General features: G+C 72.8%; 23 protein-coding genes. 6 read left to right on the top strand and 17 right to left on the bottom strand.

Annotated features, from left to right (window positions below; all coding sequences use genetic code 11):
• Positions 1-16: 16 nt before the first annotated feature.
• Positions 17-1,141: an ROK family transcriptional regulator gene (locus ACFVGS_RS26485; protein ID WP_385693939.1), complete on the bottom strand. Its 1,125-nt coding sequence runs from the start codon at positions 1,139-1,141 to the stop codon at positions 17-19.
• 123 nt (positions 1,142-1,264) lie between these two features.
• On the opposite strand from ACFVGS_RS26485, the gene ACFVGS_RS26480 reads away from it, so the two are divergent.
• The 3 genes from ACFVGS_RS26480 (at position 1,265) to ACFVGS_RS26470 (ending at position 4,805) form a co-directional block, all read left to right on the top strand.
• Positions 1,265-2,473 (top strand): MFS transporter, encoded by a 1,209-nt coding sequence (locus tag ACFVGS_RS26480; RefSeq protein ID WP_384421065.1) that lies wholly within the window; start codon positions 1,265-1,267, stop codon positions 2,471-2,473.
• A gap of 126 nt (positions 2,474-2,599) precedes the next feature.
• On the top strand, positions 2,600-4,030 hold the full coding sequence (locus tag ACFVGS_RS26475; protein ID WP_385693936.1) for a uracil-xanthine permease family protein: 1,431 nt from the start codon (positions 2,600-2,602) through the stop codon (positions 4,028-4,030).
• Positions 4,031-4,103: 73 nt separating this feature from the next.
• On the top strand, positions 4,104-4,805 hold the full coding sequence (locus ACFVGS_RS26470; RefSeq protein ID WP_385693933.1) for a DUF5995 family protein: 702 nt from the start codon (positions 4,104-4,106) through the stop codon (positions 4,803-4,805).
• 49 nt (positions 4,806-4,854) lie between these two features.
• Here the strand turns inward: ACFVGS_RS26470 and ACFVGS_RS26465 are convergent, their stop codons facing one another.
• Together ACFVGS_RS26465 and ACFVGS_RS26460 are read right to left on the bottom strand one after the other, a co-directional pair.
• Positions 4,855-6,549, bottom strand: a complete 1,695-nt coding sequence (locus tag ACFVGS_RS26465) for a flavin monoamine oxidase family protein (RefSeq protein ID WP_384421070.1) — start codon at positions 6,547-6,549, stop codon at positions 4,855-4,857.
• Positions 6,550-6,611: 62 nt separating this feature from the next.
• Complete coding sequence (locus ACFVGS_RS26460) at positions 6,612-7,430, bottom strand: carbon-nitrogen hydrolase family protein (protein WP_384421072.1); 819 nt, start codon at positions 7,428-7,430, stop codon at positions 6,612-6,614.
• Between the two features lie 303 nt (positions 7,431-7,733).
• Here ACFVGS_RS26460 and ACFVGS_RS26455 point away from each other — a divergent pair, with 303 nt between their 5' ends.
• Entirely contained in the window at positions 7,734-8,276 is a 543-nt protein-coding gene (locus ACFVGS_RS26455) for a Repetin (RefSeq protein WP_385693930.1), read from the top strand.
• A 48-nt stretch (positions 8,277-8,324) separates the two neighbouring features.
• Here the strand turns inward: ACFVGS_RS26455 and ACFVGS_RS26450 are convergent, their stop codons facing one another.
• Together ACFVGS_RS26450 and ACFVGS_RS26445 are read right to left on the bottom strand one after the other, a co-directional pair.
• Positions 8,325-8,780 carry an Lrp/AsnC family transcriptional regulator gene (locus tag ACFVGS_RS26450; RefSeq protein ID WP_030691274.1) on the bottom strand — a complete coding sequence of 152 codons (456 nt, stop codon included), beginning with the start codon at positions 8,778-8,780 and terminating at the stop codon, positions 8,325-8,327.
• A 10-nt stretch (positions 8,781-8,790) separates the two neighbouring features.
• Entirely contained in the window at positions 8,791-10,287 is a 1,497-nt protein-coding gene (locus ACFVGS_RS26445; RefSeq protein ID WP_385693928.1) for an amino acid permease, read from the bottom strand.
• A 332-nt stretch (positions 10,288-10,619) separates the two neighbouring features.
• Between ACFVGS_RS26445 and ACFVGS_RS26440 the strand changes: the two genes are divergently transcribed.
• Positions 10,620-11,681 carry a GDSL-type esterase/lipase family protein gene (locus ACFVGS_RS26440; protein ID WP_385693925.1) on the top strand — a complete coding sequence of 354 codons (1,062 nt, stop codon included), beginning with the start codon at positions 10,620-10,622 and terminating at the stop codon, positions 11,679-11,681.
• Between the two features lie 102 nt (positions 11,682-11,783).
• Here the strand turns inward: ACFVGS_RS26440 and ACFVGS_RS26435 are convergent, their stop codons facing one another.
• From ACFVGS_RS26435 to fmt, 12 genes are all read right to left on the bottom strand, one after another.
• Entirely contained in the window at positions 11,784-12,287 is a 504-nt protein-coding gene (locus ACFVGS_RS26435) for a GNAT family N-acetyltransferase (RefSeq protein ID WP_385693922.1), read from the bottom strand.
• Positions 12,288-12,362: 75 nt separating this feature from the next.
• Positions 12,363-13,805: a GuaB1 family IMP dehydrogenase-related protein gene (locus ACFVGS_RS26430; RefSeq protein WP_384422463.1), complete on the bottom strand. Its 1,443-nt coding sequence runs from the start codon at positions 13,803-13,805 to the stop codon at positions 12,363-12,365.
• A 65-nt stretch (positions 13,806-13,870) separates the two neighbouring features.
• On the bottom strand, positions 13,871-14,251 hold the full coding sequence (locus ACFVGS_RS26425; protein WP_384422461.1) for a barstar family protein: 381 nt from the start codon (positions 14,249-14,251) through the stop codon (positions 13,871-13,873).
• Complete coding sequence (locus ACFVGS_RS26420; protein WP_385693919.1) at positions 14,238-14,723, bottom strand: ribonuclease domain-containing protein; 486 nt, start codon at positions 14,721-14,723, stop codon at positions 14,238-14,240. Before ACFVGS_RS26420 ends, ACFVGS_RS26425 begins: the two co-directional genes overlap by 14 nt.
• 206 nt (positions 14,724-14,929) lie before the next feature.
• Positions 14,930-15,979: a sugar-binding transcriptional regulator gene (locus ACFVGS_RS26415; RefSeq protein WP_384422457.1), complete on the bottom strand. Its 1,050-nt coding sequence runs from the start codon at positions 15,977-15,979 to the stop codon at positions 14,930-14,932.
• 185 nt (positions 15,980-16,164) lie between these two features.
• Positions 16,165-16,848: a ribulose-phosphate 3-epimerase gene (gene rpe / locus ACFVGS_RS26410; protein WP_384422455.1), complete on the bottom strand. Its 684-nt coding sequence runs from the start codon at positions 16,846-16,848 to the stop codon at positions 16,165-16,167.
• Positions 16,849-16,981: 133 nt separating this feature from the next.
• The gene (locus tag ACFVGS_RS26405) at positions 16,982-17,935 is read right to left on the bottom strand and encodes a hypothetical protein (RefSeq protein ID WP_385693916.1); all 954 of its coding nucleotides are present in this window, start codon (positions 17,933-17,935) and stop codon (positions 16,982-16,984) included.
• Complete coding sequence (locus ACFVGS_RS26400) at positions 17,932-19,767, bottom strand: alpha/beta hydrolase (RefSeq protein WP_385693913.1); 1,836 nt, start codon at positions 19,765-19,767, stop codon at positions 17,932-17,934. Before ACFVGS_RS26400 ends, ACFVGS_RS26405 begins: the two co-directional genes overlap by 4 nt.
• A gap of 8 nt (positions 19,768-19,775) precedes the next feature.
• Positions 19,776-20,231, bottom strand: coding sequence for a hypothetical protein (locus ACFVGS_RS26395; protein WP_385693910.1), 456 nt, complete (start codon positions 20,229-20,231; stop codon positions 19,776-19,778).
• A gap of 151 nt (positions 20,232-20,382) precedes the next feature.
• Complete coding sequence (locus ACFVGS_RS26390) at positions 20,383-21,816, bottom strand: RsmB/NOP family class I SAM-dependent RNA methyltransferase (RefSeq protein WP_384422448.1); 1,434 nt, start codon at positions 21,814-21,816, stop codon at positions 20,383-20,385.
• A 130-nt stretch (positions 21,817-21,946) separates the two neighbouring features.
• The gene (locus tag ACFVGS_RS26385) at positions 21,947-22,285 is read right to left on the bottom strand and encodes a hypothetical protein (RefSeq protein ID WP_385693907.1); all 339 of its coding nucleotides are present in this window, start codon (positions 22,283-22,285) and stop codon (positions 21,947-21,949) included.
• Between the two features lie 2 nt (positions 22,286-22,287).
• The gene (fmt, locus tag ACFVGS_RS26380) at positions 22,288-23,220 is read right to left on the bottom strand and encodes a methionyl-tRNA formyltransferase (protein WP_384422444.1); all 933 of its coding nucleotides are present in this window, start codon (positions 23,218-23,220) and stop codon (positions 22,288-22,290) included.
• 260 nt (positions 23,221-23,480) lie between these two features.
• Between fmt and ACFVGS_RS26375 the strand changes: the two genes are divergently transcribed.
• Positions 23,481-23,999: a hypothetical protein gene (locus ACFVGS_RS26375; RefSeq protein WP_384422442.1), complete on the top strand. Its 519-nt coding sequence runs from the start codon at positions 23,481-23,483 to the stop codon at positions 23,997-23,999.
• Positions 24,000-24,415 lie beyond the last annotated feature (416 nt).

Here is a 24,415-nt window from a genome sequence, read left to right as displayed (position 1 = left end):
CGCGTCACCGGCTCCGTCAGGGGAAGAGCTCGTCCTGGGCCGCGTCACGGGCCCGCAGGAGGGCGCCCCGCAGGACCGCCGCGTCGCCGAGGGCCGTGGCGCGCACCTCGGTGCGCAGGGGCGAGAGCGCGGCGAGCGCCGCCTCGACGCGGGCGGCGAGCTCCGGGCCGCCCTGGTGGCCGGTCTCGCCGGCCAGGACCACGCAGCCCGGGTCCAGGACGGAGACCACCGCCGCCGCGCCGACCGCCAGCCGGTGGGCGAGGGCGTCGAGGAACGGGCCGTGGCCGGAGGCGAGCGCGCCGGCCGGGGCGAGGCCGTGGGCGGCGGCCAGGGTGTCGACGGCGGCGACGCAGGCCAGCTCGTGGAAGCCGCCGTCGCAGCCGGTGGCCGACGGCAGCCCGGAGGTTCCCGGCACGGGCAGGAAGCCGATCTCGCCGGCGCCGCCGGAGGCGCCCCGGCGCAGCCTGCCGTCGAGGACGACCGCCGCGCCGACGCCCTGGCCGAGCCACAGGAGGACGAAGTCGTCCCGGTCGCTCGCCGCACCCTCGCGCAGTTCGGCGACGGCGGCGAGGTTGGTCTCGTTCTCGACCAGGACGTGGGCGGGGAGCCGCTCCTGGAGGACGCCGATGAGCCTGCGGTGCCAGGCGGGCAGTCCGGTCGAGTCGCGCAGTTCGCCGGTGGCCGGGTCGATGAGGCCGGGCGCGCCGACGGCCACGGTGTGCAGCCGGTCGACGCCGGCCTCCTTCGCGGTCCGCTCCAGGAGCGTGACGGCCTTCTCCACGGCGGTCCCCGTGCCGCCGGCGTCCCCGACGGGCGCCGCCGCCTCCGCGAGAGTGGTGCCGAGGAGGTCGGTGACGGTGACCGAGACGGAGCGGGTGCGGACGTCGAGGGCGGCGAGGTGGGCGCGTCCGGCGACGATGCCGTACAGCTTGGCGTTGGGCCCGCGGCGCTCGGCGCCGGACTCGCCGACGACGTGGACGAGTCCCGAGCCCCGGAGCCGTTCGACGAGGTCGGCGACGGTGGGCCGGGAGAGCCCGGTGAGGGTCTTGAGCTGGGCGGCCGTCAACGGGCCCTCGTCCTGGAGCAGTCGCAGGGCGAGCCGGTCGTTGATGGCCCGCGCGGTGCTCGGGGATGCGGCCATGCGGGGATCCTCTCAGACGGATCGAGGGCCGTCGGGCCGCCGGGTCTGCCCGGCCCACTATTTATCAGGCAGGGTTCCTGATAGTTTACGGCCCGTTCGAGGACGACCACCCGGGGAGGGCACATGGCGGCGCAGACCGTCTTCACCACCGAGCGGCTGCGGCGCGCCCGATTCGCCGTCGCCGCCGTCTTCTGCGTCCACGGCGCGGTCACCGGCAGCTTCGCCACCCGCGTTCCCTGGATCCAGGAGCACGCCGGCGTCAGCGCGGGCCAGCTCGGGCTCGCCCTCGCCTTCCCGGCGATCGGCGCCTCGCTCGCCATGCCGCTGGCCGGCGCGATCAGCCACCGCTTCGGCGCCCGCACGGCGCTGCGCGGACTGCTCGTCCTGTGGACCCTGTCGCTGACGCTGCCCTCGCTGGCGCCGAACGTCTACGGACTGTGCGCGGCCCTGTTCGTCTACGGCGCCACGGCCGGCATGTCCGACGTCGCCATGAACGCGCTCGGCGTCGAGACCGAGAACCGGCTCGGCCGCTCCATCATGTCCGGCCTGCACGGCATGTGGAGCGCGGGCGCCCTGCTCGGCTCCGCCGCGGGCACCGTCGCCGCCCACCTCGGCGGCGACGCCCGGCTCCACCATCTGTTCGCCGCGCTCGTCCTGACCGTGCTCGGTCTCGCCGCCTGCCAGGGCGTGCTCGACCTGCAGAGCGCGCCCGAGGAGGAGGCGCCGCCGCGGTTCTCGCTGCCGCCGAAGTCCGCCCTGGTCATCGGCGCGATCGGCTTCTGCGGAGTGTTCGCCGAGGGCGCCAGCCTGGACTGGTCGGCCGTCTATCTGAAGGAGGAGCTGGGCACCTCCGCGGGCCTCGCCGCCGCCTCCACCACCGCCTTCGCCCTCACCATGGCCGTGGCCCGGCTGGTCGGCGACCGGGTGGTGGACCGCTTCGGCGCGGTGCGCACCGTACGCGTCGGAGGCGTGGCCTCGACCCTGGGCGGGCTCCTCGTGGTGTTCGCCCCGCACGCGGCCCTCGCGCTGGCGGGTTTCGGTCTCATCGGCCTCGGGGTGGCGGTCGTGGTCCCGCTCGCGTTCGCCGCCGCCGGCCGCAGCGGCCCGAACCCCAGCCAGGCCATCGCGGGCGTCGCCACCATCACGTACACCTCCGGCCTCATCGCGCCCTCGGCGATCGGCGGCATCGCCGACGCGACCTCGCTGGCCTTCTCCTTCGGCCTCGTGACGCTGCTGACCTTCGGTCTGGTGCTCGGCGCGGGGGTGTTGCGGTCGGACGGTCGCCGGACGGCCGGGGCGGCGGAGCCCAGCACCGCCGAAGGGGTCCGCTGACCTGCTGCGCACCAGAGCCCGTCCGGCGGACCGCGGTGGGACAGGACCTACCATGTGGCTGATCTTTTTCGGTCCCGGCACGACGGGACCGGTCACCGCCCGACCCCGAGAAACTGGAGCGAGCACATGAGCCTCGGCGTGCGCTGGACCCTGCACGGCGACGGGAGGACACCCGCTCCGGGAGCCGTCGTCCGGCCGGACGAGCGCCTCTCCTGGCCCCGTACGGCCGGACTCGGCGCCCAGCACGTGGTGGCCATGTTCGGCGCCTCCTTCGTCGCTCCGGTCCTCATGGGCCTCGACCCCAACCTCGCGATCATGATGTCCGGTGTCGCCACCGTGATCTTCCTGCTCGCGACCCGCGGCACCGTCCCTTCGTACCTGGGCTGCTCGCTCTCCTTCGTGGGCGTCGCCGCCGCCATCCGGGCCTCCGGCGGCAGCAGCGCGACCGTGACCGGCGCCGTGTTCGTGGTCGGCGCGGTGCTGTTCCTCGCGGGCCTGGCGGTGAAGAGGTTCGGCGCGCGGATCATCCACGCGGCCATGCCGCCGGTCGTCACCGGCGCCGTCGTCATGCTGATCGGCTTCAACCTGGCCCCGGTCACGGCCGCCACCTACTGGCCGCAGGACCAGTGGACCGCGCTGCTCGTGATGCTCTTCACCGGCCTCGCGGTGGTCTGTCTGCGCGGCTTCTGGTCACGGATCGCGATCTTCCTGGGCCTGGTCTTCGGCTACGCCATCTCCTGGGTCTTCGACCTGGTCTTCGGCAGGATCCACTCGATGTCGCCGAGCGGCCAGGTCACCGACCACTGGCGCCTCGACCTCTCCGGCGTCTCCCAGGCCGACTGGATCGGCCTGCCGGCCCTGCACGGCCCCAGCTTCGAGTGGTCCGCGATCCTCGTGGCCCTGCCCGTGGTCATCGCGCTGATCGCCGAGAACGCCGGACACGTCAAGGCCGTCGGCGAGATGACCGGCGACCCGCTGGACGACAAGCTCGGCACCGCGATCGCCGCCGACGGCGCCGCCTCCATGCTGTCCACGGCCGTGGGCGGCCCGCCGAACACCACGTACTCCGAGAACATCGGCGTCATGGCCGCGACCCGGGTCTACTCCACCGCCGCCTACTGGGCCGCGGCCGGCTTCGCCCTGCTCTTCGGCCTCTGCCCGAAGTTCGGCGCGGTCGTCGCCGCGATCCCCGGCGGCGTGCTCGGCGGCATCACCGTCATCCTCTACGGCATGATCGGCCTGCTCGGCGCCCAGATCTGGATCAACGCCGAGGTCGACCTGCGCAACCCGCTCAACCTGGTGCCCGCGGCGGCCGGCATCATCATCGGCGTCGGCGGCGTGAAGCTCACCTTCACCGACACCTTCGAGCTCGGCGGCATCGCGCTCGGCACCCTGGTCGTCATCACCGGCTACCACGTGCTGCGCGCCTTCGCGCCCGCCCATCTGAGGCAGCAGGAACCCCTGCTCGACGCGGGCACCAGCTCGTACGAGGGCGCTCACGGCGAGAGCGGCCCGGGCGACAGCACCCCGGGCGAGGAGCCCGCGGCGAAGTCCTGACACATTCGCCCGTTCTGGGGAAGCCGGGTGGCGGAACACCGCCGTCCGGCCCTCCTGCTGCCACCCTGCAGCCATGGCGCAGACGCAGGACATCCAGCTCGGGCCGTTCACGGCCGTCGATCCCGTGGTGGACCGGATGCGGGCCATCCGCTCGGCCTGGCACCCCGCCGACGGGGTCGCGGTGTTCAACCGGGTCTATCTGACCGTCACCGAGGAGATCGGCCGGGCCATCGAGTCCGGCTCCTTCGCCGACCGGCGGGCGGCGGCCACCCTCGACGTACGGTTCGCCGAGCGCTACCTCGCGGTCGTCGACGCCGTCGCGACCGGCTCTCCCGCCCCGGCGTGCTGGCGGCCGCTCTTCCACTACCGGCGGCATCCCGGCGTACGGCCGCTGCAGTTCGCGCTCGCCGGGATCAACGCCCACATCGGCCACGACCTGGCCCTCGCGGTCGTCGACACCTGCCACACCCTGGAGTGCGTGCCCACGGACCTGGAGGACGAGTTCGACCGGGTCGGCGACGTGCTGGTCCTCCTGGAGGAGCGCATCCGCGAGGAACTGATGCCGGGCCCGGACCTCCTGGAGATCGCGGACCCGCTGACGCATCTGCTCGGCTGCTGGAGCCTGGACCGGGCCCGCGACGGGGCCTGGCTCGCCGCCCGCTCGCTGTGGCAGCTGCGGCGGCTGCCCGACCTTGCCGAGGAGTTCACCGAACGCCTCGACCGGTCGGTGGGCCTGGTGGGGCGGATGCTGCTCACCCCGCTGGCCAGGCCCTGACCTCACGGCCCTGTGGTTGTGCGACCAGGGCCCGTGAGGCGTACGGAGCTCAGTCCTCCGGCAGCTCGACCGGGGCGATCTCGTCGTACACGTCGCCCGGGCCGGGGTTGGTGGCGTCGGTGGCGCCGCCGAAGTGGTGCATCACGCCCCACACCGCGTTGAGCGCCGTCTGCACCGCGCCCTCGGCCCAGCCGGCCGTCCACGAGATGTCGTCGCCCGCGAGGAAGATGCCCCGCTTGTCCTCCGGCAGCCGGTCCTGCATGAAGTGCGTGAACAGGCGGCGCTGGTAGCGGTAGTGGCCCGGCAGGTTGGCCTTGAAGGCGCCCATGAAGTAGGGCTCGTTCTCCCAGGAGACCGTCACCGGGTTGCCGATGATGTGCTTCCGGATGTCGACCTTCGGGTAGATCTCGCCGAGCGACTTGAGCATGACCTCCATCCGCTCGTTCGCGGACAGCGGCAGCCACTTCAGGCTGTCGTCGCACCACGTGTACGAGAGGCAGATGACGGCCGGCTTGTCCGGGCCGTCGTCCAGCAGGTACGTGCCGCGGGTCATCCGGTCCGTGAGCGTCATCGACATGACGTCACGCCCGGTCTCCTCGTCCTTGTCCAGCCAGAACGGCCGGTCGACCGGCACGAAGAGCTTGGACGACTCCATGTAGTGGGTGCGCTCGATCGCCGTCCAGTGGTCGATCGGGAAGAGCGAGTCGTCACAGGCGATCTTGGACAGGAGCATCCAGGACTGGGCGGTGAAGATCGCCGCCTGGTACGTGCGGATGTCGCCGGACGCGTCGGTGACCGTGATCCGGTTGCCGGAGGTGCGGTTCAGGCGCGTCACGGCCGGACGCGGCTCGCCCTCGTGCAGCGAGGCGAGCGAGGTGCCGAGCGGCCAGTGGACGATCTTCTGCGGCTCGCGCTCCCACAGGCGCAGCGGCAGCTGCTGCGAGCCGCCGACGATGCCGCGGTGGTGGTCGTCGGCCTCGGTGTAGACGACCCGCAGGATCTCCAGGATGGAGTTCGGGAAGTCGGTGTCCCAGCCGCCGGTGCCGAAGCCGACCTGGCCGAAGATCTCGCGGTGCCGGAAGGACTTGAAGGCCTCCGACTCGCAGAGGAAGCCGTAGAAGGTCTGGTTGTCGAGCTTCTCGACCAGCTTGGCCCAGATCTCGCGGATCCGCGGCACGTCGCGCTCGCGCATGGCGCGGTTCATGTCGGAGAAGTCGGCGCCCTCGTCCAGGCACTTGTTCCAGGCCTCGGCGACGTCGCGGTAGACCTGCGGCAGGTCGTCGATGGTCTCGGCGTAGTGCGACTCGCCCTTGAGGTCGACGACGGTCGAGGGCGTGGCCTCGGCCAGCGGGTTCGGGAACGGCCGGGTGGTGAGGCCCACCAGGTCGATGTAGTGCTGGAGCGCCGTGGAGGAGGGCGGGAAGCGCATCGCGCCCATCTCGGCGGTCAGGCCCTCGGTCTCCGGGCCCTCGAAGCCGACGGTGCGCAGCCGGCCGCCGATCTGGTCGGCCTCGTACACGACGGGCTTGAGGCCCATCTTCATCAGCTCGTACGCCGCGATGATGCCCGACAGGCCGCCGCCGATGATCGCGACCTCGGTGCCGTGCTCGGTCGCGGGTATCTGGCCGAGACCGGCCGGGTGGGCCAGGAAGTCGTCGTAGGCGTACGGGAAGTCCGGACCGAACATGGTGATCGGGGGCTGGCCGTCGGTGTGCTGGACGGCGGTGGGCACCGTGGACGTCATGGGGTACGGACTCCTTGCACGAAAAAGGAAGGTGGAGCGGGGGTGGGCGGACGGAGGGGCGCTCAGGTCCGGTCGTCGGCCAGGGAGCCGTAGAGGCCGGGCCGCCGGTCGCGGAGGTAGGGGTTGAGCGCGCGGGACGCGGTCAGGACGTCGGGGTCGACCTCGCCGAAGACGAGGTCCTCGCCCTGTCCCGCGCGGGCCCTGGCGGTGCCGTCGGGGGCGGCGAGGGTGGACCGGCCGACGAACTCGAAGTCGCCCTCGGGTCCGGTCCGGTTGGCGTACGCGATGTAGAGCTGGTTCTCGAAGGCGCGCACGGGGACGACGGCGTCGGGCACGATCTCGGCGGGGTGCATGAGCGCGGTCGGCACGAGGAGGAGGTCCGTGCCGGCCAGCGCCTGGGCCCGTACGTTCTCGGGGAACTCGACGTCGTAGCAGATCATCAGGCCGACGGTGAGGCCGCCGAGCTCCGCCTGGACGACGCTCCGGTCGCCGGGCGTGAACCACTTCAGCTCGAAGTCGCCGAAGAGGTGGGTCTTGCGGTAGTTCGCGAGCGGGCTGCCGTCGGCGCCGAAGAGCTGGGCGGAGTTGTAGATCACGCCGTGCTGCCCGGTGTCCCGTTCGGGGTAGCCGTAGCCGACGGCCAGCCCGTGGCGGGCGGCGATCGCGGCGACCGCGTCCGCGGAGGGGCCGTCGGCGGGCTCGGCCAGGCGGGCGATGTCGGCGCCGATGGCGTAGCCGGTGAGGAAGAGCTCGGGCGCGAGCAGCAGCCCCGCCCCCGCGGCGGCGGCGCGGGCCGCGGCCTCGTCGAGGAGCTTCAGGTTGGCGGCCACGTCACCGAGCTGTCCGGAGCTCTGGAGCAGGGCGGCGCGCAGCGCGGGCATGGGCGTTCCTCGTGGGGGCGGAGGGGAGGGAGGGCTTCCCGGGGAAATTCAAAGGGAAGACGTCAAAAACGGTACGGTTTCGCGCTCGGCCGGGACAAGGCGAGACCGTTGCGGACCGACCGTCGAACCGTTGCGTGATCGTCGGCGTCGGCGGCGATTCGTTGCGCGCCGCTCCGACCGGGGTCGTACGGCTCCCCCGCCGGGCGGCGGAGGCGGGGACCGTTCCGCGGCGCGATGTCCCGGCGCGGCCGGCGCGGAAGAGTGGTCGTCGTCCGGTTGACCTGCCGAAAGGACCGACACGACATGAACCGCCGTACGAAGATCGCCGCCATGGCCGCCGCCCTGCTGATCACCGCGGGCGCGGCCGGATCCGCGACCGCCTCCGGGGACGGGAAGGGCGCGGACCGGGAGGCCGCGGCGCTGACCGGCAGCGCCAAGCTGTACCGCCCGGCCGGCGACGACATCACGTTCAGCTTCGACGCGCATCTGGCGGCGAAGGACACCATGGATCCGCAGGCCGCGACCGGCACCTTCCGCTACAGCCACTACAAGGGCGACTGGGGAGGGTACGCGGTGGCGGAGGTGGACTGCCTGACGACCGGCGGCAAGGTCGCCGTGGTGACGGGAGTCGTCACCGACACCGACCTTCCCCACCTCAAGGGGAAGCGGGTCGGCATCTCGGTGCACGACCTCGGGAAGCACGACCGGCTGGGCTACAGCTGGATCGGGCGGGACGCGGAGGCGGAGGTGCCGCCCTGCCTGAGCGCCTCCCCCTTCGAGAAGGTGGAGGCCGGCACGGGCGACTTCCGGGTGCTGCCCTGGCAGCCGGTGTACCCGACCGAATGAGCGAAGGGACCGCCCCACGGGGGTGGGCGGTCCCTTCCGTACGCGCTCCTACGCGGGCGAGCCCGAGGAGAAGCGCCGCAGCAGCGGCGAGAGCACCAGGACGGACTTGGTGCGCTCCACGAAGGGCTCGCCCGCGATCCGCTCCAGGACGCGCTCGAAGTGGCGCATGTCGGAGGCGAAGACCTGGACGACGGCGTCCGCGTCACCGGTCACGGTCGACGCGGACACCACCTCCGGGTACCGCTCGAGGCCGCGCCGGATGTCCTCCGGCGAGGTGTTGTGGCGGCAGTAGATCTCGACGAACCCCTCCGTCTCCCAGCCGAGGGCCGCCGGGTCCACCCGTACGGTGAAGCCGGTGATGGCACCCTCGGCGCGGAGCCGGTCCACGCGTCGCTTCACGGCGGGCGCGGAGAGACCGACCAGCGAGCCGATGTCGGCGTAGCTGCGGCGGGCGTCTTCCGCGAGGGCGTGGACGATGCGTTCGTCGAGGTCGTTGAGTCGCACTACGGGTGGATCACTTCTCTGCTGGAGCCTCTGCCAGGGCCGGTGCCGTGGCCAGTCGGGAGCGGCGCATGCCGTACAGGAAGTAGAACACGAGTCCCGCGGCCATCCAGCAACCGAAGACCACCCAGGTGACGGCGTCGAGGCTGAACATGTTGTACGCGCAGAAGCCGAAGCCGAGGACCGGGAACAGCGGCCCGAACGCCACCTTGAAGGTGCGCGGCATGTCGGGGCGGGTGTAGCGGAGCACGATGACCGCGATGTTGACCAGACCGAAGGCGAAGAGGGTGCCGATGCTGGTGGCGTCGACGAGCTTGCCCAGCGGGATGACCGAGGCGAGCGCGGCGCAGAACAGGGAGACGATCACCGTGTTGAGGCGCGGGGTGCCGGTCTTGGCGTTGACCTTGCCGAAGGCCTTGGGGACCAGGCCGTCGCGGGACATGGCGAAGAGGATGCGGGTCTGGCCGTAGAGCACGGTGAGGACGACGCTGGCGATGGAGATGACGGCGCCGGCGGCGAGCAGGGTACCCCAGAAGGTCTGGCCGCTGACGTCGTTCATGATCGCGGCCAGGGTGGCCTCGGAGCCCTCGAAGTCCTTCCAGTTCCAGGCGCCGACGGCGACCGCGGCGACGAGGACGTAGAGGGCGGTGACGATGATCAGCGAGAGCATGATCGCCCGCGGCAGGTCGCGCTTGGGGTTCTTGGCCTCCTCGCCGGCCGTGGAGGCGGCGTCGAAGCCGATGTAGGAGAAGAACAGGCTCGCTCCGGCGGCGCTGACGCCCGCCATGCCCAGCGGCATGAAGTCGGAGTAGTTGCCGGACTTGAAGCCCATGAAGCCGATGGCGCAGAAGAGCGCGAGCGCGGCGATCTTCACGACGACCATGATCGTGTTGACCAGGGCGGACTCGCGGGCGCCGCCGAGCAGGAACACCATGGCGAGCAGCACGACGATGAGACCGGGCAGGTTGATGATGCCGCCCTCGCCGGGCGCCGACGACAGCGCGTCGGGGATGGTCACGCCGATGGTGCCGTCGAGCAGCTCGTTGAGGTACTCGCCCCAGCCGACCGCCACGGCGGCGACGGAGACGCCGTACTCCAGGACCAGGCACCAGCCGCAGACCCAGGCGACGAGTTCACCCATCGTTGCGTACGCGTACGAGTACGAGGAGCCGGCGACCGGTATGGAGCCGGCCAGCTCGGCGTACGACAGGGCGGAGAAGAGGGCCGTGAGGCCGGCGATGACGAAGGCGAGGGTGACCGCGGGGCCGGCCTTCGGCACGGCGTCGCCGAGCACCACGAAGATGCCGGTGCCGAGCGTCGCACCGATGCTGATCATGGTCAGCTGCCACATCGAGAGCGAGCGGCGGAGCGAGCCGCCCTCACCCTGGCCACCCTCCGCGACCAGGGCTTCGACCGGCTTGCGGCGGGTGAGGGCGGAGAGCCCGGTGGTCTTGCGGGCGGTCGGCACGTTCGCGTCGTCGACCGGTGGGGCTGCGCCGTGGTCCAGCACTGCGGGGGCTCCTTATCGCTGCCTGTAGACGAAGCGGGGACCGCGGCGGTGCGCGGGCATGTCGGGACAGCCCACGGGGGAAGGGGGAACCGCCGAGCAGGCGGTCGCCGCCACTCCTGGTACGAGGCATGAGCCTAAGGCCCGTCGCTTCGCATCCGTAATGCAGGGTTGTTGCGCAGTTGCGGATGATCATTGCGCGCTTGCGGCACAGACGGGGAAACATTGCGCTCCCCCGCATGAATCGACACATCGGGGGCACGGCGACCCCCGCACGGGCATTGACTCCTCATGGCGCATGACCCACGCTGCACCCGCCCGAACGGAGGTCCTCGGTGAGCTGGCTGGAGCCCGAACCCTTTCTCCGCGGTACGGCGTGGCTGGACGGCGACCGGCCCGTCCGGGCCGACCCGGCGGACCTCGGACGACTGCCCTGGGACATCGCCCAGCGGGCCGCGCTGCCGATCGGCGTACGGGTGGAGTTCACGGCGGCGCCGGGGACCCGTGCCGTGCTGCTGCGGTACCGCGCGGCCCTGCCGGTCGCCGGTGACGCGCTCCGGGCGCTGCGGCACGGCTTCGCGCTCTGGCAGGGCACGGACTGTGTCGCGGAGGTGTTCGCCCGGCCGGCCGAGGAGGGGTCCGTACGGATCGGACTCCCGCCCGGCGGCGGCGAGTTCACCGTCCATCTGCCCGAAGCCCAGGCGCCGGTCGTGCTCGGTCTGCGCGCGGTCGGCGGCGCCCTGTCCCCCGCCCCGCGCCGCCCCCGCTGGCTGGTCCACGGCGACTCGATCACCGAGGGCTGGTGGGCCACCCGGCCCGCCCGCGCGTGGCCCGCGACGGCCGGCCGGCTGCTCGGTCTCGACCCGGTCAACCTCGGCTACGCGGGCGGCGCGCGCGGTGAGCTCCCGCTCGCCGAGCAGCTCGCCCGCCTCCCGGGCGAACTGATCACGCTCGCCTTCGGCACCAACTGCTGGGGGACGGTGCCGTTCTCGGCCTCCCTGATGTACGAGACCACGCGGGCGTTCCTGGAGCTCGTGCGGCGCGGGCATCCCGAGACCCCGCTGCTGCTCGTGTCCCCCGTGCTGCGGCCGGCGGCGGAGGCGACGCCCAACCCGACGGGCGCGACGCTGGCGGAGCTGCGCGCGGCCATGGAGCGGGCCGGGCGGGACCGAGCTCTGGCCGGCGACCGCCGGCTCGCCGTCCTCCCGGGCCGCGACCTCCTCGGCCCGGCCCACCTCGCCGACGGCCTGCACCCCGACGACGCGGGACACGCCCTGCTGGGCACGGCGGTGGCACGCGCGCTGCGCGACGCGGGCTTCGTACCGCCGCCGCGCCCCACGGGCACGCCGGAAGCCGCGGGAAGCGGGCCGGCGCGAGAGCCCCGGGAAGGGGTCTAGGCAGCCCTGGGGGGTGTCTCGCGTGTCCTCGGGCGGCCGTCGCCGGCCGCACGAGGACGAGTGACGGGCGTCAGACGGTGGCCCTGCGGTGACCGGCCGCGGTCAGTCCAGCCGTCGGACGAGGAAGGTGCAGGTGTCGGCGCACTCGTGCCGGACGCCGTCCTCGTCCGTGTACGCGTAACGGTCGGTGTACGTCGTCACGGGGGCGTAGCCGAGCCGGGCGTACAGCGCGGCCGCGCGGGGGTTGTCGTGGCCGACGCCGAGGCCCAGGCGCGCACTGCCGCGCTCGCGCGCCAGCTCCTCGGCCGCGCGGATCAGGGCGGTGCCGATGCCCTGCCCGCGCAGGCCCTCCCGTACGTCCAGGCCGTTGAACTCCGGGCAGTCGCCGGCCGCGGCCCGTACCTCGGGCGCCGCGCAGCCGTCCCAGCGAACCTGCCCGTGACCGGCCGGCAGCCCGTTCCGCCAGGCGATCAGGTAGGTGCCGAGCCCGGCCTCCTGGCGGGCGAACCGGTCGGCGTGGCGGGTGGGGGCGCCGGGGGCCGGCAGATGACGGTCGAGCAGCGCGACGTCCGCGGCGCGGCAGGGCGTGATCTCCGTGCGGTCCATGCGCCGACCGTACGGGAACGCCGCGGGCCCCCGGGAGGGATTTCCCGGGGGCCCGCGGCGTCGGAGCGGGGTGGCTCAGCTCCAGCTGGCGTGCAGCGGCTTGCCCTCCGCGTAACCGGCGGCGGACTGGATGCCGACGACGGCGCGCTCCTCGAACTCGGCGAGGTTGCTCGCACCGGCGTAGGTGCAGGAGGAGCGGACACCGGCGATGATCGAGTCGATCAGGTCCTCGACGCCCGGACGCTGCGGGTCGAGGAACATCCGCGAGGTGGAGATGCCCTCCTCGAACAGCGCCTTGCGGGCACGGTCGTAGGCGGACTCGTCGCTGGTGCGGTTCTTCACGGCACGGGCGGAGGCCATGCCGAAGGACTCCTTGTAGGCGCGGCCCTGGGCGTCGTGCTGGAGGTCGCCCGGGGACTCGTACGTACCGGCGAACCAGGAGCCGATCATGACGTTGGACGCGCCGGCGGCGAGCGCCATGGCGACGTCGCGCGGGTGACGGACACCGCCGTCGGCCCACACGTGCTTGCCGTACTTCTTCGCCTCGGCGGCGCACTCCAGGACGGCGGAGAACTGCGGGCGCCCCACACCGGTCATCATGCGGGTGGTGCACATGGCGCCGGGGCCCACACCGACCTTGATGATGTCCGCGCCGGCCTCGATGAGGTCCTTGACGCCCTCGGCGGCGACGATGTTGCCGGCGACGATCGGGACCTGCGGGTCGAGGGCGCGCACGGCCTTGATCGCGTTGATCATCGACTCCTGGTGGCCGTGCGCGGTGTCGATGACGAGCGTGTCCACGCCCGCGTCGAGGAGCTGCTTGGCCTTGCCGACGAAGTCGCCGTTGATGCCGACGGCGGCCGCGATGCGCAGCCTGCCGTTCGCGTCGACGGCCGGGGTGTAGAGGGTCGCGCGCAGGGCGCCGCGGCGGGTGAGGATGCCGACCAGCTTGCCGTCGGCGTCGACGGCCGGGGCGTAGCGGCGGTTGGCGCCGTCGAGGGTGTGGAAGGCCTCGCGCGGCTCGATGTCGGCGTCGAGGAGCAGCAGGTCCTTGGACATGACCTCGGACAGCTGGGTGAAGCGGTCCACGCCGGAGAGGTCGGCGTCGGTGACGACACCGACCGGGCGGCGGTCCTCGTCGACGACGACTCCGGCCTCGTGCGCACGCTTCGGCAGCAGCGAGAGCGCGTCGGCGACGGTCTGGTGCGGCTCCAGGACGATCGGGGTGTCGAGGACCAGGTGGCGGGACTTGACCCAGCCGATGACGTCCGTGACGACGTCGATCGGGATGTCCTGCGGGATGACGACCAGGCCGCCGCGGCGGGCGACGGTCTCGGCCATGCGGCGGCCGGCGATGGCGGTCATGTTGGCCACGACCAGCGGGATCGTCGTACCGGTTCCGTCCGGCGAGGAGAGGTCCACGCCCTGGCGGGAACCGACGGCCGAGCGGCTCGGCACCATGAACACATCGTCGTACGTGAGGTCGTACGGCGGCTTGACGTCATTGAGGAAACGCACGTGCTGACATCCCAGTCGTTCGGATCGGCCCCTAGGCATTTCAGCCAGGGGAAAAAGCACGTAGTTCATTGTCCCACGCCGGGGGGCGCGGGCGGTGCGGGCGAATCGTCCGAGCCTGGTGCGGTGGCGCCTGTCCGATCCTCCAAGTCGGCGGGGTCGCCGCCGAGCGAGAGGAGGACCACGAGGCCGGCGGCGCTGGCCCGGGCCGCCGCGGAGAACACCTCCTGGGCGATGGACCACTCGTCGGGCTCGGCCTCGGCATAAGCCTGCCAGTGGGTCACCACGATCGCCATGGGTTCGCGCATATCGGCGAGGCAGTCGGCGAGCGCGTCCCAGTTGCGGCCGAACCAGACCGGCAGCGGCAGGGTCCGCACACAGCGGTTGATGAAGGCCGTCTTGTCGGTCACCCCGTGCAGGTCGAGGACGACGGCGTCATCGATCCTCATCGGTGACCACCTCCCGGAAGCTCTGGTAGTGGTCGTCCGTGTAGTACGTCTCCCCGCGCTGCCCGGTGACGATGCGCCGGGCGCCGCGGTCGCGCTCGCCCGGGGTCCTGACCGTGTACTCGTGGTAGTAGCCGCGCCCGCGCCGGGGCAGGACGCGTTCGAAGTTCGAGAACACGGCGCCGTCCCTGGCGTACGGGAAGGGTCCGCCGCTCCTGATGAGGGCGAGGGTCCGCCGGGCCTCGCGGGGCAGCTCCGCCTCGCGGACGGTGGGGAGGCCGGAGGCGGAGGTGGGGGTGGGTGCCGGGGCGACGGTCGCGGTACGGGAGGGGGCGGTGCTACGGGAGGGGGCGGTGTCCCTCGCGCCCGCGCCCGCACCGTCGCGGGAGCAGCCCGTGAGTCCGGTGAGTCCCGTGAGGAGCAGCGCGAGCCCGGCCAGGACGGCGAGCCCGAGCCGGGCGCTTCGCAGGATCATGGGCCCGATGCTGCCATCGCCGGGGCCCGGCCCGGCGCAGGGGCGCGCCCACCGGTCGGCCGGTGGGCGCGTTCAGGGTCCGGCGAGGCCGGACCCCGGGCGACAGGGGTAGGGCTCCGGGCGACGGAGGCCGGGCCCCGGGCGACGGGGCAGGGCTCCGGGCGACGCCGTCAGGGCCGCCCGGCGGGGTCGGCCCGGCGGCGCCGTCAGATGCCGTCGGGGTCCGCGCGGTCGAGCGCGGGGCGCGGGCCCGGGCTGAACTCGGTGAGCAGGTAGTCGGCCGCGGACCGGTCGGTCACCAGGCTGGTGACGAGACCGGAGCGGAGGACCGCGCCGATCGCCGCCGCCTTGCGCTGGCCGCCCGCGATGGCGACGACCTCGGGGATACGGCGCAGCCGGTCCGCCTCGACGGTGATGCAGCGCTCGCCGAGGTCCCGGCCGACCCGGCGGCCCTCCGCGTCGAAGAGGTGCGCGGACATCTCGGCGGCGACGCCGAGCGAGGCGTAGTGGGCGCGCTCGGCGTCGGAGAGCATGTCGTGGACGGTCGAGATGCCCGGCTCCCAGGAGCCGATGGAGACGCAGGCGACGGTGACCTTGTCGAAGTACTCGAAGGCCCGGGCGATGCCGGTCTGGCTGCGCAGGGCGTTGGCGGTCGCCGCGTCGGGAAGGAGCATCGGCGCGTAGATGGGGTGGGCCTCGCCGCCGGAGACCTGGGCGGCGCGCCGGACCGCCTCCACCGAGCCGCGCTCGGCCGTGCCCGCGTCGTACACGCCGGTGAGCTGGACGACGGTGCAGGGCGGGAGCCGGTCGAGGGCGGCGGCCATGTGGATGGTGGAGCGACCCCAGGCGAGGCCGAGGACGTCGCCCTCGGCGACCAGCTCGCCGAGCAGGTCGGCGGCGACCTCGCCGAGGTTCTCCGGGTCGGGCGACTCGTCCTCGCCCTCGGCCGGCGACTCGACGACCACGGCGTGGCGCAGCCCGTAGCGGGCGCGCAGGGCGTCGGAGCGCTCGGCATCCAGTTCGGCCGGCACGCGGATCTCGATGCGCACGAGGTCGCGCTCCAGGGCGGTCTCCAGGACCCGGGCCACCTTGAAGCGGCTCACGCCGAACTCCTCGGCGATCTGGATCTTGGACTTGCCCTCGAGGTAGAAGCGGCGCGCCATGGCCGCCGCCTGCACGAGTTCCGCGGGTCCCATGCGCAGGGCCGACCGTCCCGCCGACATACCCGCCACCGCGATCTCCTCACTGCTGTTCACGTACGGCTGCTCGCGTGCCCCCGGCGCGCTTCGTTGCTGCGCCGCGGTCGCCGCTTCTGGTGCTGCTGTTCAAGCTTGCGTTCACACTCTGGACTCACCGTTCATCCTGTCAGATCCGGAGGTCCTGAGCGGCCGTGTCGGCGGCCCGACGGACCGCGTTCACGTACCGGTGGGTCAGCGGAGGCTCAGTGGCCACATGCCCACGCCGCCGAGGCGGTCGCGGACTCGGCCCTGGCCCGCAGGGAGCGGACGGCGTCGGCCGGGTCTGCGGCGCCGTAGACGGCGGAACCGGCCACGAAGACGTCGGCGCCGGCCTCGGCGCACCGCTCGATGGTGGACTCGGAGACGCCGCCGTCGACCTGGAGCCAGAGCTCAAGGCCGTGCTTGGAGATCAGCTCACGGGTGCGGCGGATCTTCGGCAGCATGATGTCGAGGAAGGCCTGGCCGCCGAAGCCGGGCTCGACGGTCATGATCAGGAGCATGTCGAGCTCCGGCAGCAGGTCCTCGAAGGGCTCGATGGGCGTGGCCGGCTTGAGCGCCATGGACGCGCGGGCACCCTTGGCGCGGATCTCCCGGGCGAGGCGCACGGGCGCGGCCGCCGCCTCCACGTGGAAGGTGACGGAGCCGGCGCCGGCCTCCACGTACTGCGGGGCCCAGCGGTCCGGGTCCTCGATCATCAGGTGGCAGTCGAGCGGGGTGTCCGTGGCCCGGCTGAGCGACTCGACGATCGGCACGCCCAGCGTCAGGTTGGGCACGAAGTGGTTGTCCATCACGTCGACGTGCAGCCAGTCGGCGCCGTCGACCGCCTTCGCCTCCTCGGCGAGCCGGGCGAAGTCCGCGGACAGGATGCTGGGATTGATCTGCGCCATGTGCCAAGCCTGCCATGTTCTTGAGGACTTCTTTGCCGCGAAGCGGTGTGGATCGTGCGAGGGCCGCGTCAGGTGAGGGACGTAATGGTACAGACCAGCAGTTTCCGCCGGGCAGGGGCCGGCGGAACGGCTGTCAGACGTCCACGGACTCCGAGCCGTCGACGGGCGTCGTGACCGCGACCCGCACCGCTCCGGTGGCCGAGACCACCACCTGCGCGACCGTGTGCTCCTCGCGGTGGCCGGCGACGACACCCGGGTCGCCCTCGGCCGTCGGCATGGGGCGTACGCGCCATCCCGCGCCCCGGAAGTACGCCCCCGCGCGCTCCACCACCCGCACCCGCTCCTCCTCCGACAGCACCGGGGTGGACCAGGTGTGGTGCACCCCGGTTCCAGACTCGCCCGGGACCCTGCTGAGGCCTTCCCCCGGCTGCGCGGGCGCCGATCCCACCCGCAGCGCGTCGTAGATCCGGCTGGAGTGGCCGAGGGCCCGGCGCGCGGCGGGGTCGTCGTCGTCCTGGGGCTCGAACGCGGCGGGATCGGCGGAGGAGGCCTTGCCGGGCGGGAGGAAGCAGGGGGAGGTGACCTTGAGGGAGGCGATGCCCTCCTTCTTGGAGCGATCCAGGACGCCGGTCACGGCGTTCATCCAGAAGTCGTCGGTCTTCGTGCGCATGTAGACCGACGGGTAGTCGCTCTCCCAGCCCTCCTCGCCCGACGTGTTCAGGTGGCCGTGCTTCAGCCACGCGTCCCGTGCCTGGCGCACGAGGTGCTGCGCCTGGGTCCCCGGAACCCCGGTCAGCTTGTAGATGAGCGTGACCTGCACGCGGTCGTCCGGGCGGTGGTCGTCATGGGCCAGGCAGGGACCGACGGGCGCCGGCCCCATGCGCTCCAGGGTCGGCCGGGGTGACATCCCGTCGACCGCCTGCCCGATGATCTCCTCTGCCCGGTCGATCGCCTGCTGCTCGTTCATCATTACCTGCTTCGGTGCGTTTCCGCCGGTCTTCGTTCCGTCGTCCTGCGCCCCGCACGCGGCCACCATGAGCGTCACGGCCAGCAGAGCGGCAGCAGGGATGGTCTTGCGTGGGTTCACGGTCGTCCTCCGGTCACGATCTTGCCCAGCGTGCCCAGGGGCTTGTCGTCCCAGTACTGGGAGTGCGCGGGCATCATCTCCCAGTCGTGCACGAGGGGCAGCTTCCCGTTCGGCACCTCGAAGACCTGGCCCCCGAAGTCCTCCGAGGTCGGGTCGGTGCCGTGCACGATCTCGTCGCCGTCGAAGAAGGTGTCCCAGTACGCCTTCGGGCTGAGCGGGTCCCTGGCCACGGGCGGGGCGAGGTTGATGAGGTCGTTCTGGGCCGTGGCCGCGAAGACGCGGTCCGGCGGGATGTTCAGGTCCTTGGCGTGGTCCACTCCCACGCCGGGACTGCCCAGCATGATCGCGTTGTCGACCGGCAGGTCGATGTGGGTCTCCATCGTCTGGCCCACGACCAGGGAGCCGTAGCTGTGGCCCATGAGCGTCTGGTTGACGCCGTTCTCGCGATGGTTGGCGACCTCGATGCCGGTGAGGAAGTCGCCGAGCGGATACATCGCGTCGTCGGCCCACTTGGTCTCCGTGGCATCGGTCATGATGCCCTGCGGGGCGTCGTAGCCGAGCCACACGATCGAGGCCGTCGAGTGCGCGCCGTCCTGGCGCTCCGCTTCCGCCTGGAGAAGCTGCGCCCTGGTGAGGTCCCCGTCGATCGACTCGAGCTTGGCGAACGTCCCCGGCACGTACGTCACCACGTTGTCGGCGGTGTCCGGATTGCCGATGGAGACGATGGCGCGGCCCATGTCGTTGCCGTCGAACCCGAGCAGGTAGGGGCGGGTGCTCTCGCTCGTGTAGCTGTCGAAGCGGGACTGGATGTCGTCCATGCCCTTGTAGCCGTTCGCCAGCTGCTTCCTCTTCTCCTCCCACTCCTTCCACTCGTCCGTCGGGACCATCGCGCCCTTGACCTCGCGTCCCGTGACGGGGCTGATGTACGGCCGGTAGTGCTCGGGCTCCTTCTTGAGCCAGGCGTCGTACTCCAGCTGCTTGGCGGCCCGTTGTTCCGCGAGCACCGTGCGGTTCGCCTCGTCGCGCACGGCCGACGGGAGGCCGTCGAGGCTTCCGATGCTCGCGGGGTGCATGGCGACGTAGGCCTCGCGCTGCTCGTCGGTGAGAGCATTCCACCAGTCGGCGTTGTCGTAGGCGAAGTCGTTCTTGGGCGGCGGCTTGATCGAGTCGAGGTAGGCGTCGGCCGCGTCGCGTACGCCTCCCGTGTCCGAGGTGACGTCCGTCCAGTCCCGGTCCGACACGGTCAGGTCGTCATCGGCCTTGAGGGCCCGTATCTTCGGCTCCCACTTCGTGTCGGCGTCCGTGGCTTCCTTGAGCGCGTCGGCGATCCGGTCCGCGTACCCCATCGCCTTGCCGTAGTTCGGGTTCGGGTGGATGTTCGCCGCCTGACGCTCCAGGGCGTCGGAGGTCGCGTCGCCGCCGGCGCTGCCGGTCACGGTGCCGCCCTCGGTGTCCTTCTCCCCTCCCGGCTTCCGGCCCGCCGGGTAGCTCACCGAGCCGTTCCCGTTCACCGTGCAGCCGTCCGCCTGGGCGTCCGCGACCGCCGCGTCGAGCCTCCGCTTGGCGGCCGCCATGTCGTGGGCGAAACCGTTGAGGGCCGTGCTGATCACATGGCATTCGGTGACGGTGTAGTGCAGGTTCTTCGCCAGCGCCTGGAGTTGCTTCTGCGCCGCGTCCGCCGACTCGCCCGACAACGACTTGCGCATGCCGGTGGCGACGGTGTTCTCGATGTGGTTCTTGGCCTCCTGGGCCGTGTTGCCCAGGGCCCGGTATCCGTCGGCGGCGCCCTCGAACCCGGTGGGCTTGAAGGCCTTGAGGGTGGCGTAGTCCATCCCCGCGGTCACCGCCCCTTCGACTGGCCGCCGACGGCGTCCGTGTCCGCGTACGTGCGGTTCAGCCGGTCCATCTCGCCCTTCACCGCGTCATCGGTGGTCAGCACGTCGCGGCCGACCTGCTGCAGGATGCCCTGGAGCGAGCCGCACCGCTTGCCGACGTTCTCGGCGTACTTCTTCCAGGAGTCGTAGACGTCCATCTGCGCGGCCGCGCTCAGACAGCCCGTGGTCGCGCCGAGCCCCGCCTGTCCCTCGTCCAGTTTGGTCAGCGCGGTACCGATGCTCCCGCGAACGGAGCCCACTCCTTCGCCGGCCGTGGTCCACGCCTTCTGACTGGACTTCAGGCCGCGCGTCACGGCGCTCGGCCCGGCGTCGGGCTCGACCGGGACCTGGTTGAGCTGCATCGCCGCGGGCGGGCCACCGGCCCTCTCCGCTTTGATCTGTTCCCACTCGTCCCACGCCACGCACAGCCCCCGTTTCACCCATGTGGATCTTCAGCCGGGAACAGTTCATCGCACACGCAACGCAGAAATCATGAGTACCGCTACTCATGTTGGGGCACCGCGGACGGACGCAGCCCTCAACCCCTCAGACCCGCGGGGATGCGTACGGCGCTCAGGCCGTGCGGCGGATGAGCGCCAGGTACATCGCGTCCGTGCCGTGCAGGTGCGGCCACAGCTGGACGTCGGGGCCGTCGCCGAGGTCCGGGACGCCGGGGAACAGCGGGCGGGCGTCGACGAGCTCGGCGCCGCCGACCTTCTTCAGGACGTCGTCCACGACGACCCGCGTCTCGGCGAGGTGCGGCGAGCAGGTCGCGTACCCCACCACTCCCCCGACCCGCACGGCCCGCAGCGCCTCGGTGAGCAGCCCGCGCTGGAGCGGGGCGAAGCCGTCGAGGTCGGAGGGGCGGCGGCGCCAGCGGGCCTCGGGGCGGCGGCGCAGCGCGCCGAGCCCGGAGCAGGGCACGTCCATCAGGACCCGGTCGAAGGAGCCCTCGCCCCACGGCGGACGGGTGCCGTCGGCGGCGATGACCTGGTACGGGCCGGGGTTGCCGGCCAGCGCGCGCTCGACCAGGCGGGCGCGGTGCGGCTGCTTCTCGGAGGCCAGCAGGGCGGCGCCGCGCTCCGCGGCCAGGGCGCCGAGCAGGGCCGCCTTGCCGCCGGGGCCCGCGCAGCCGTCGAGCCAGCGGGCGTCGGGGCCGTCGAGGGGCGCGTTGGCGAGGGCGATCGCGACGAGCTGGCTGCCCTCGTCCTGGACGCCGGCCCGGCCCTCGCGCACGGCCTCGATCGCGCCGGGCTCACCGCCCTCGGAGAGCCGCAGCGCGTACGGCGACCAGCGCCCGGGCTCGGTCTCCGTCGCGGCGGCCAGCTCCTCGGTGGTCGCCCGGCCGGGCCGGGCGACCAGGGTGACCTCGGGCCGCTCGTTGTCGGCCTCCAGCAGGCTCTCGATGCCGGCACGGCCGCCGCCGAGGGCGTCCCAGAGCGCGGACACGACCCAGCGCGGGTGCGAGTGGACGACGGCGAGGTGGTCCTCGGCGTCCTCCTCGTACGGCGGCGCGACCCGGGCCACCCAGGTGTCGAAGTCGTCCTGCGCGATCTTGCGCAGGACGGCGTTCACGAACTTGGCCCGCCCGTCGCCGAGCACCACGCGGGCCAGCTCGACGGTCGCGGACACGGCGGCGTGGCTCGGGATCCGGGTCCCGAGCAGCTGGTGCGCGCCGAGCGACAGCACGTCGAGGACCGGCGGGTCGACCTCGCGCAGCGGCCGGTCGACACAGGCCGCGATGATCGCGTCGTACGTGCCCTGCCGCCGCAGCGTCCCGTACACCAGCTCGGTGGCCAGCGCCGCGTCCCGCCCGTCGAAGCCCTCGTTCTTCTCCCGTGCCTTCTTCAGCAGCGGCGGCAGCACGAGGTTCGCGTACGCGTCCCGCTCGTCCACGGCCCGAAGCACCTCGAAGGCGAGGATCCGCACGGGATCCTTCTTGGGCCGCCGGTGCGGCCGGGGGGCCTTGGAGGACGTGGGGGTGCGGCGACGTGCCTGCTCGCTCAAAGGTGCTCCGCGTGAGGATGGATCGATGAAGGGTCCGCCGGACGCGCAGGTCCGGCACCACTCAGCGTAACGCCCGGGGGCGGACGGAGCGGGCCGGGCGGGCTGCCGGCGAGGGCCCGGGTCCCCGGCCCTACCGGTGAGGGAAGTACCCCTGCCGGACGGCCCAGGACTCGGCGGCGATCAGACAGGAGACGGACTCCGTGCCCCCGCCGTCCGCCTCGAAGGCGAGGAGCACCGTCGGCTCCTCGCCGACGGCGCGGGCCACCTCCGCACGCTCCTCGGGCGTCGGGAGGCGGAACTCCGGGTCCGAGAAGGACATCGGACACCGGACGTAGAGCGGGTCGGTGAGAACGACCTCGAGTCCGTGGTGGTACGTGAGGTCGTGGCCGGCGGCCAGCGTCAGCCGGCCGCCGTCGTGGCCGAGGACCGTCCAGTCCCACCAGGACCCTTCGGGTATCGGGAGCAGCACCGTCAGGCGCCGACGCGCTCTCCCGGGGCGATCCGCACGCCGCGGGCCCAGTCCGCCGCCTTCATCGGCTTCTTGCCCTGGGGCTGGACCCAGAGCAGTTCCACCGCGTGCGAGCCGGTGCCGGCGTACACGTTGTTCTTGCCGACGGCGAGCTCGCCGGGGGCCAGGTCCGTGCGGTCGGGCACGAGGGCGACCTGGATGAGCTTGAGGCGTTCGCCGCGGAAGAGGGTCCAGGCGCCGGGCGCCGGGGTGCAGCCGCGGACGACCCGGTCGACCCGGAGCGCGGGGGCGGCGAAGTCGACGTGGGCGTCCTCGACCTGGATCTTCGGGGCGAGCGTGATGCCCTCGGCGGGCTGCGGCACCGCCTTCAGGGTGCCGTCCTCGATGCCGTCCATCGTCGCGGCGAGCAGTCCCGCACCGGCGAAGGCCAGCCGGGTGAGCAGGTCACCGCTGGTGTCGGTGGGCCGCACGTCCTCGGTGACGACGCCGTACACCGGGCCGGAGTCCAGGCCCTCCTCGATCTGGAAGGTGGACGCGCCCGTCACCTGGTCCCCCGCCATCAGCGCGTGCTGCACCGGCGCGGCGCCTCGCCACGCGGGCAGCAGCGAGAAGTGCAGGTTGACCCAGCCGTGGGCCGGGATGTCCAGCGCGACCCGGGGCAGCAGCGCGCCGTACGCGACGACCGGGCAGCAGTCGGGCGCGATCTCGCGGAGCCGCGCGAGGAACGCCTCGTCGCGCGGCCGCTCCGGCTTGAGGACCTCGATCCCGGCCTCCTCCGCGCGCTCGGCGACGGGGCTCGCGACGAGCCGCCGGCCACGGCCCGCGGGCGCGTCGGGCCGGGTGACGACGGCGGCCACCTCGTGCCGCCCGGAGGCGAGCAGGGCGTCCAGGGCGGGTACGGCGACCTCGGGGGTGCCTGCGAAGACGAGCTTCACGCGGGAAAACCTCGCATCTCGGGGCGACGGGGTTTCCTCCCTGCTCGAACGAAGCCGAGAGCTGGAGGGAGGCAGCGCACCAGTCTAAGGGCCGTCAGGTCAGGGGGCGTACGGAAGGAAGAGCGCCCTGCGCATATGCGTGTACGCCCCCGCAGCGTGACCCAACCCCGGGTGGCGCGTTGGTCAAAGGAGATTGACCGAATCGGGTCGCCCTTCCCCCAGCGGCCCGCCCCTTTCACGCCGGTTCGAGAGGCTCATCCATGGCCGACCACGCAACCCACGACGCCCAGGCCCGGGCAAGTCTGCACCTGCTCGTGCGGGACATCGAGCGGGTCCGGCGGCAGGTGGACGCACTGCGCACGCTCACGGCCCAGCTGGGCAATGTCTACCGTCCGCGCCGCACCGCTCCTTCGACGGGCTTCGTCGTCTACGGACGCGCTCCCGCCCCGACCGTACGGCTCGCCCAGGAGCTGCGGGACAGCGTCGAGACCCTGGTGACGGCGGCGGTGGACTTCGACCGCTCGCTCGGGTTCTCCTGGGACGCGGTGGGCTCCGCGCTCGGAGTCACCAAGCAGGCGGTCCACCGCCGTTACGGCTCGCGCCGCGCCCCGCAGGCGGGCGTCGCCCTGGAGCAGGAGCGTCCGGCGGAGCCGGGCGCCGCCACCCGCACCATGCCGGTGGTCCCGCCCGCCCGCAGCATGCCGCCGCAGCCGACCTCGGGCAGCCAGACGCTGCGCGAGGAGCGCCCGCCGGCCTTCCCGGCCCCGCGCAACGGCTGACGCCCACCCCCGGCCCCCGCACAGGCGCCGGCATCTGCCCCTCCCCCTCGACCCTCGGCCCTCGCAACGGCCGGCGCCTGCCCCCGGCGCCCCGACGAACCGGACACGGCGGCACAGCACCGGACCACGGCAGCACGGGACCACTGCAGCAGCGGGCCACCGCGGCACGGGACGCGGCGGCACGGGAGCACCGGACCGCGGCGGCACCGCGCCACGACGGCACGGGACCACCGCAGCACCGGGCCACGGCAGCCCCGCCGGGCGCCCGGGCACCGGGCACCAGGCACCGGGCACCGGGCACCGGGCACCGGGCACGACAACGCCGGCCACCGGGCACCGGGCACCACAGCGCGAGGCACGACAAGACCACGCCGGCGCCACGCCCCGCCACGAAAGGGCCGCCCGCCACCTACCAG

The organism is Streptomyces sp. NPDC127114, from assembly GCF_042677525.1.
In the GTDB taxonomy this organism is placed as follows: Bacteria; Actinomycetota; Actinomycetes; order Streptomycetales; family Streptomycetaceae; genus Streptomyces.
The sequence above is the reverse complement of the archived record's forward strand: the minus strand, read 5'-3'. Positions and strand labels throughout refer to the sequence as shown.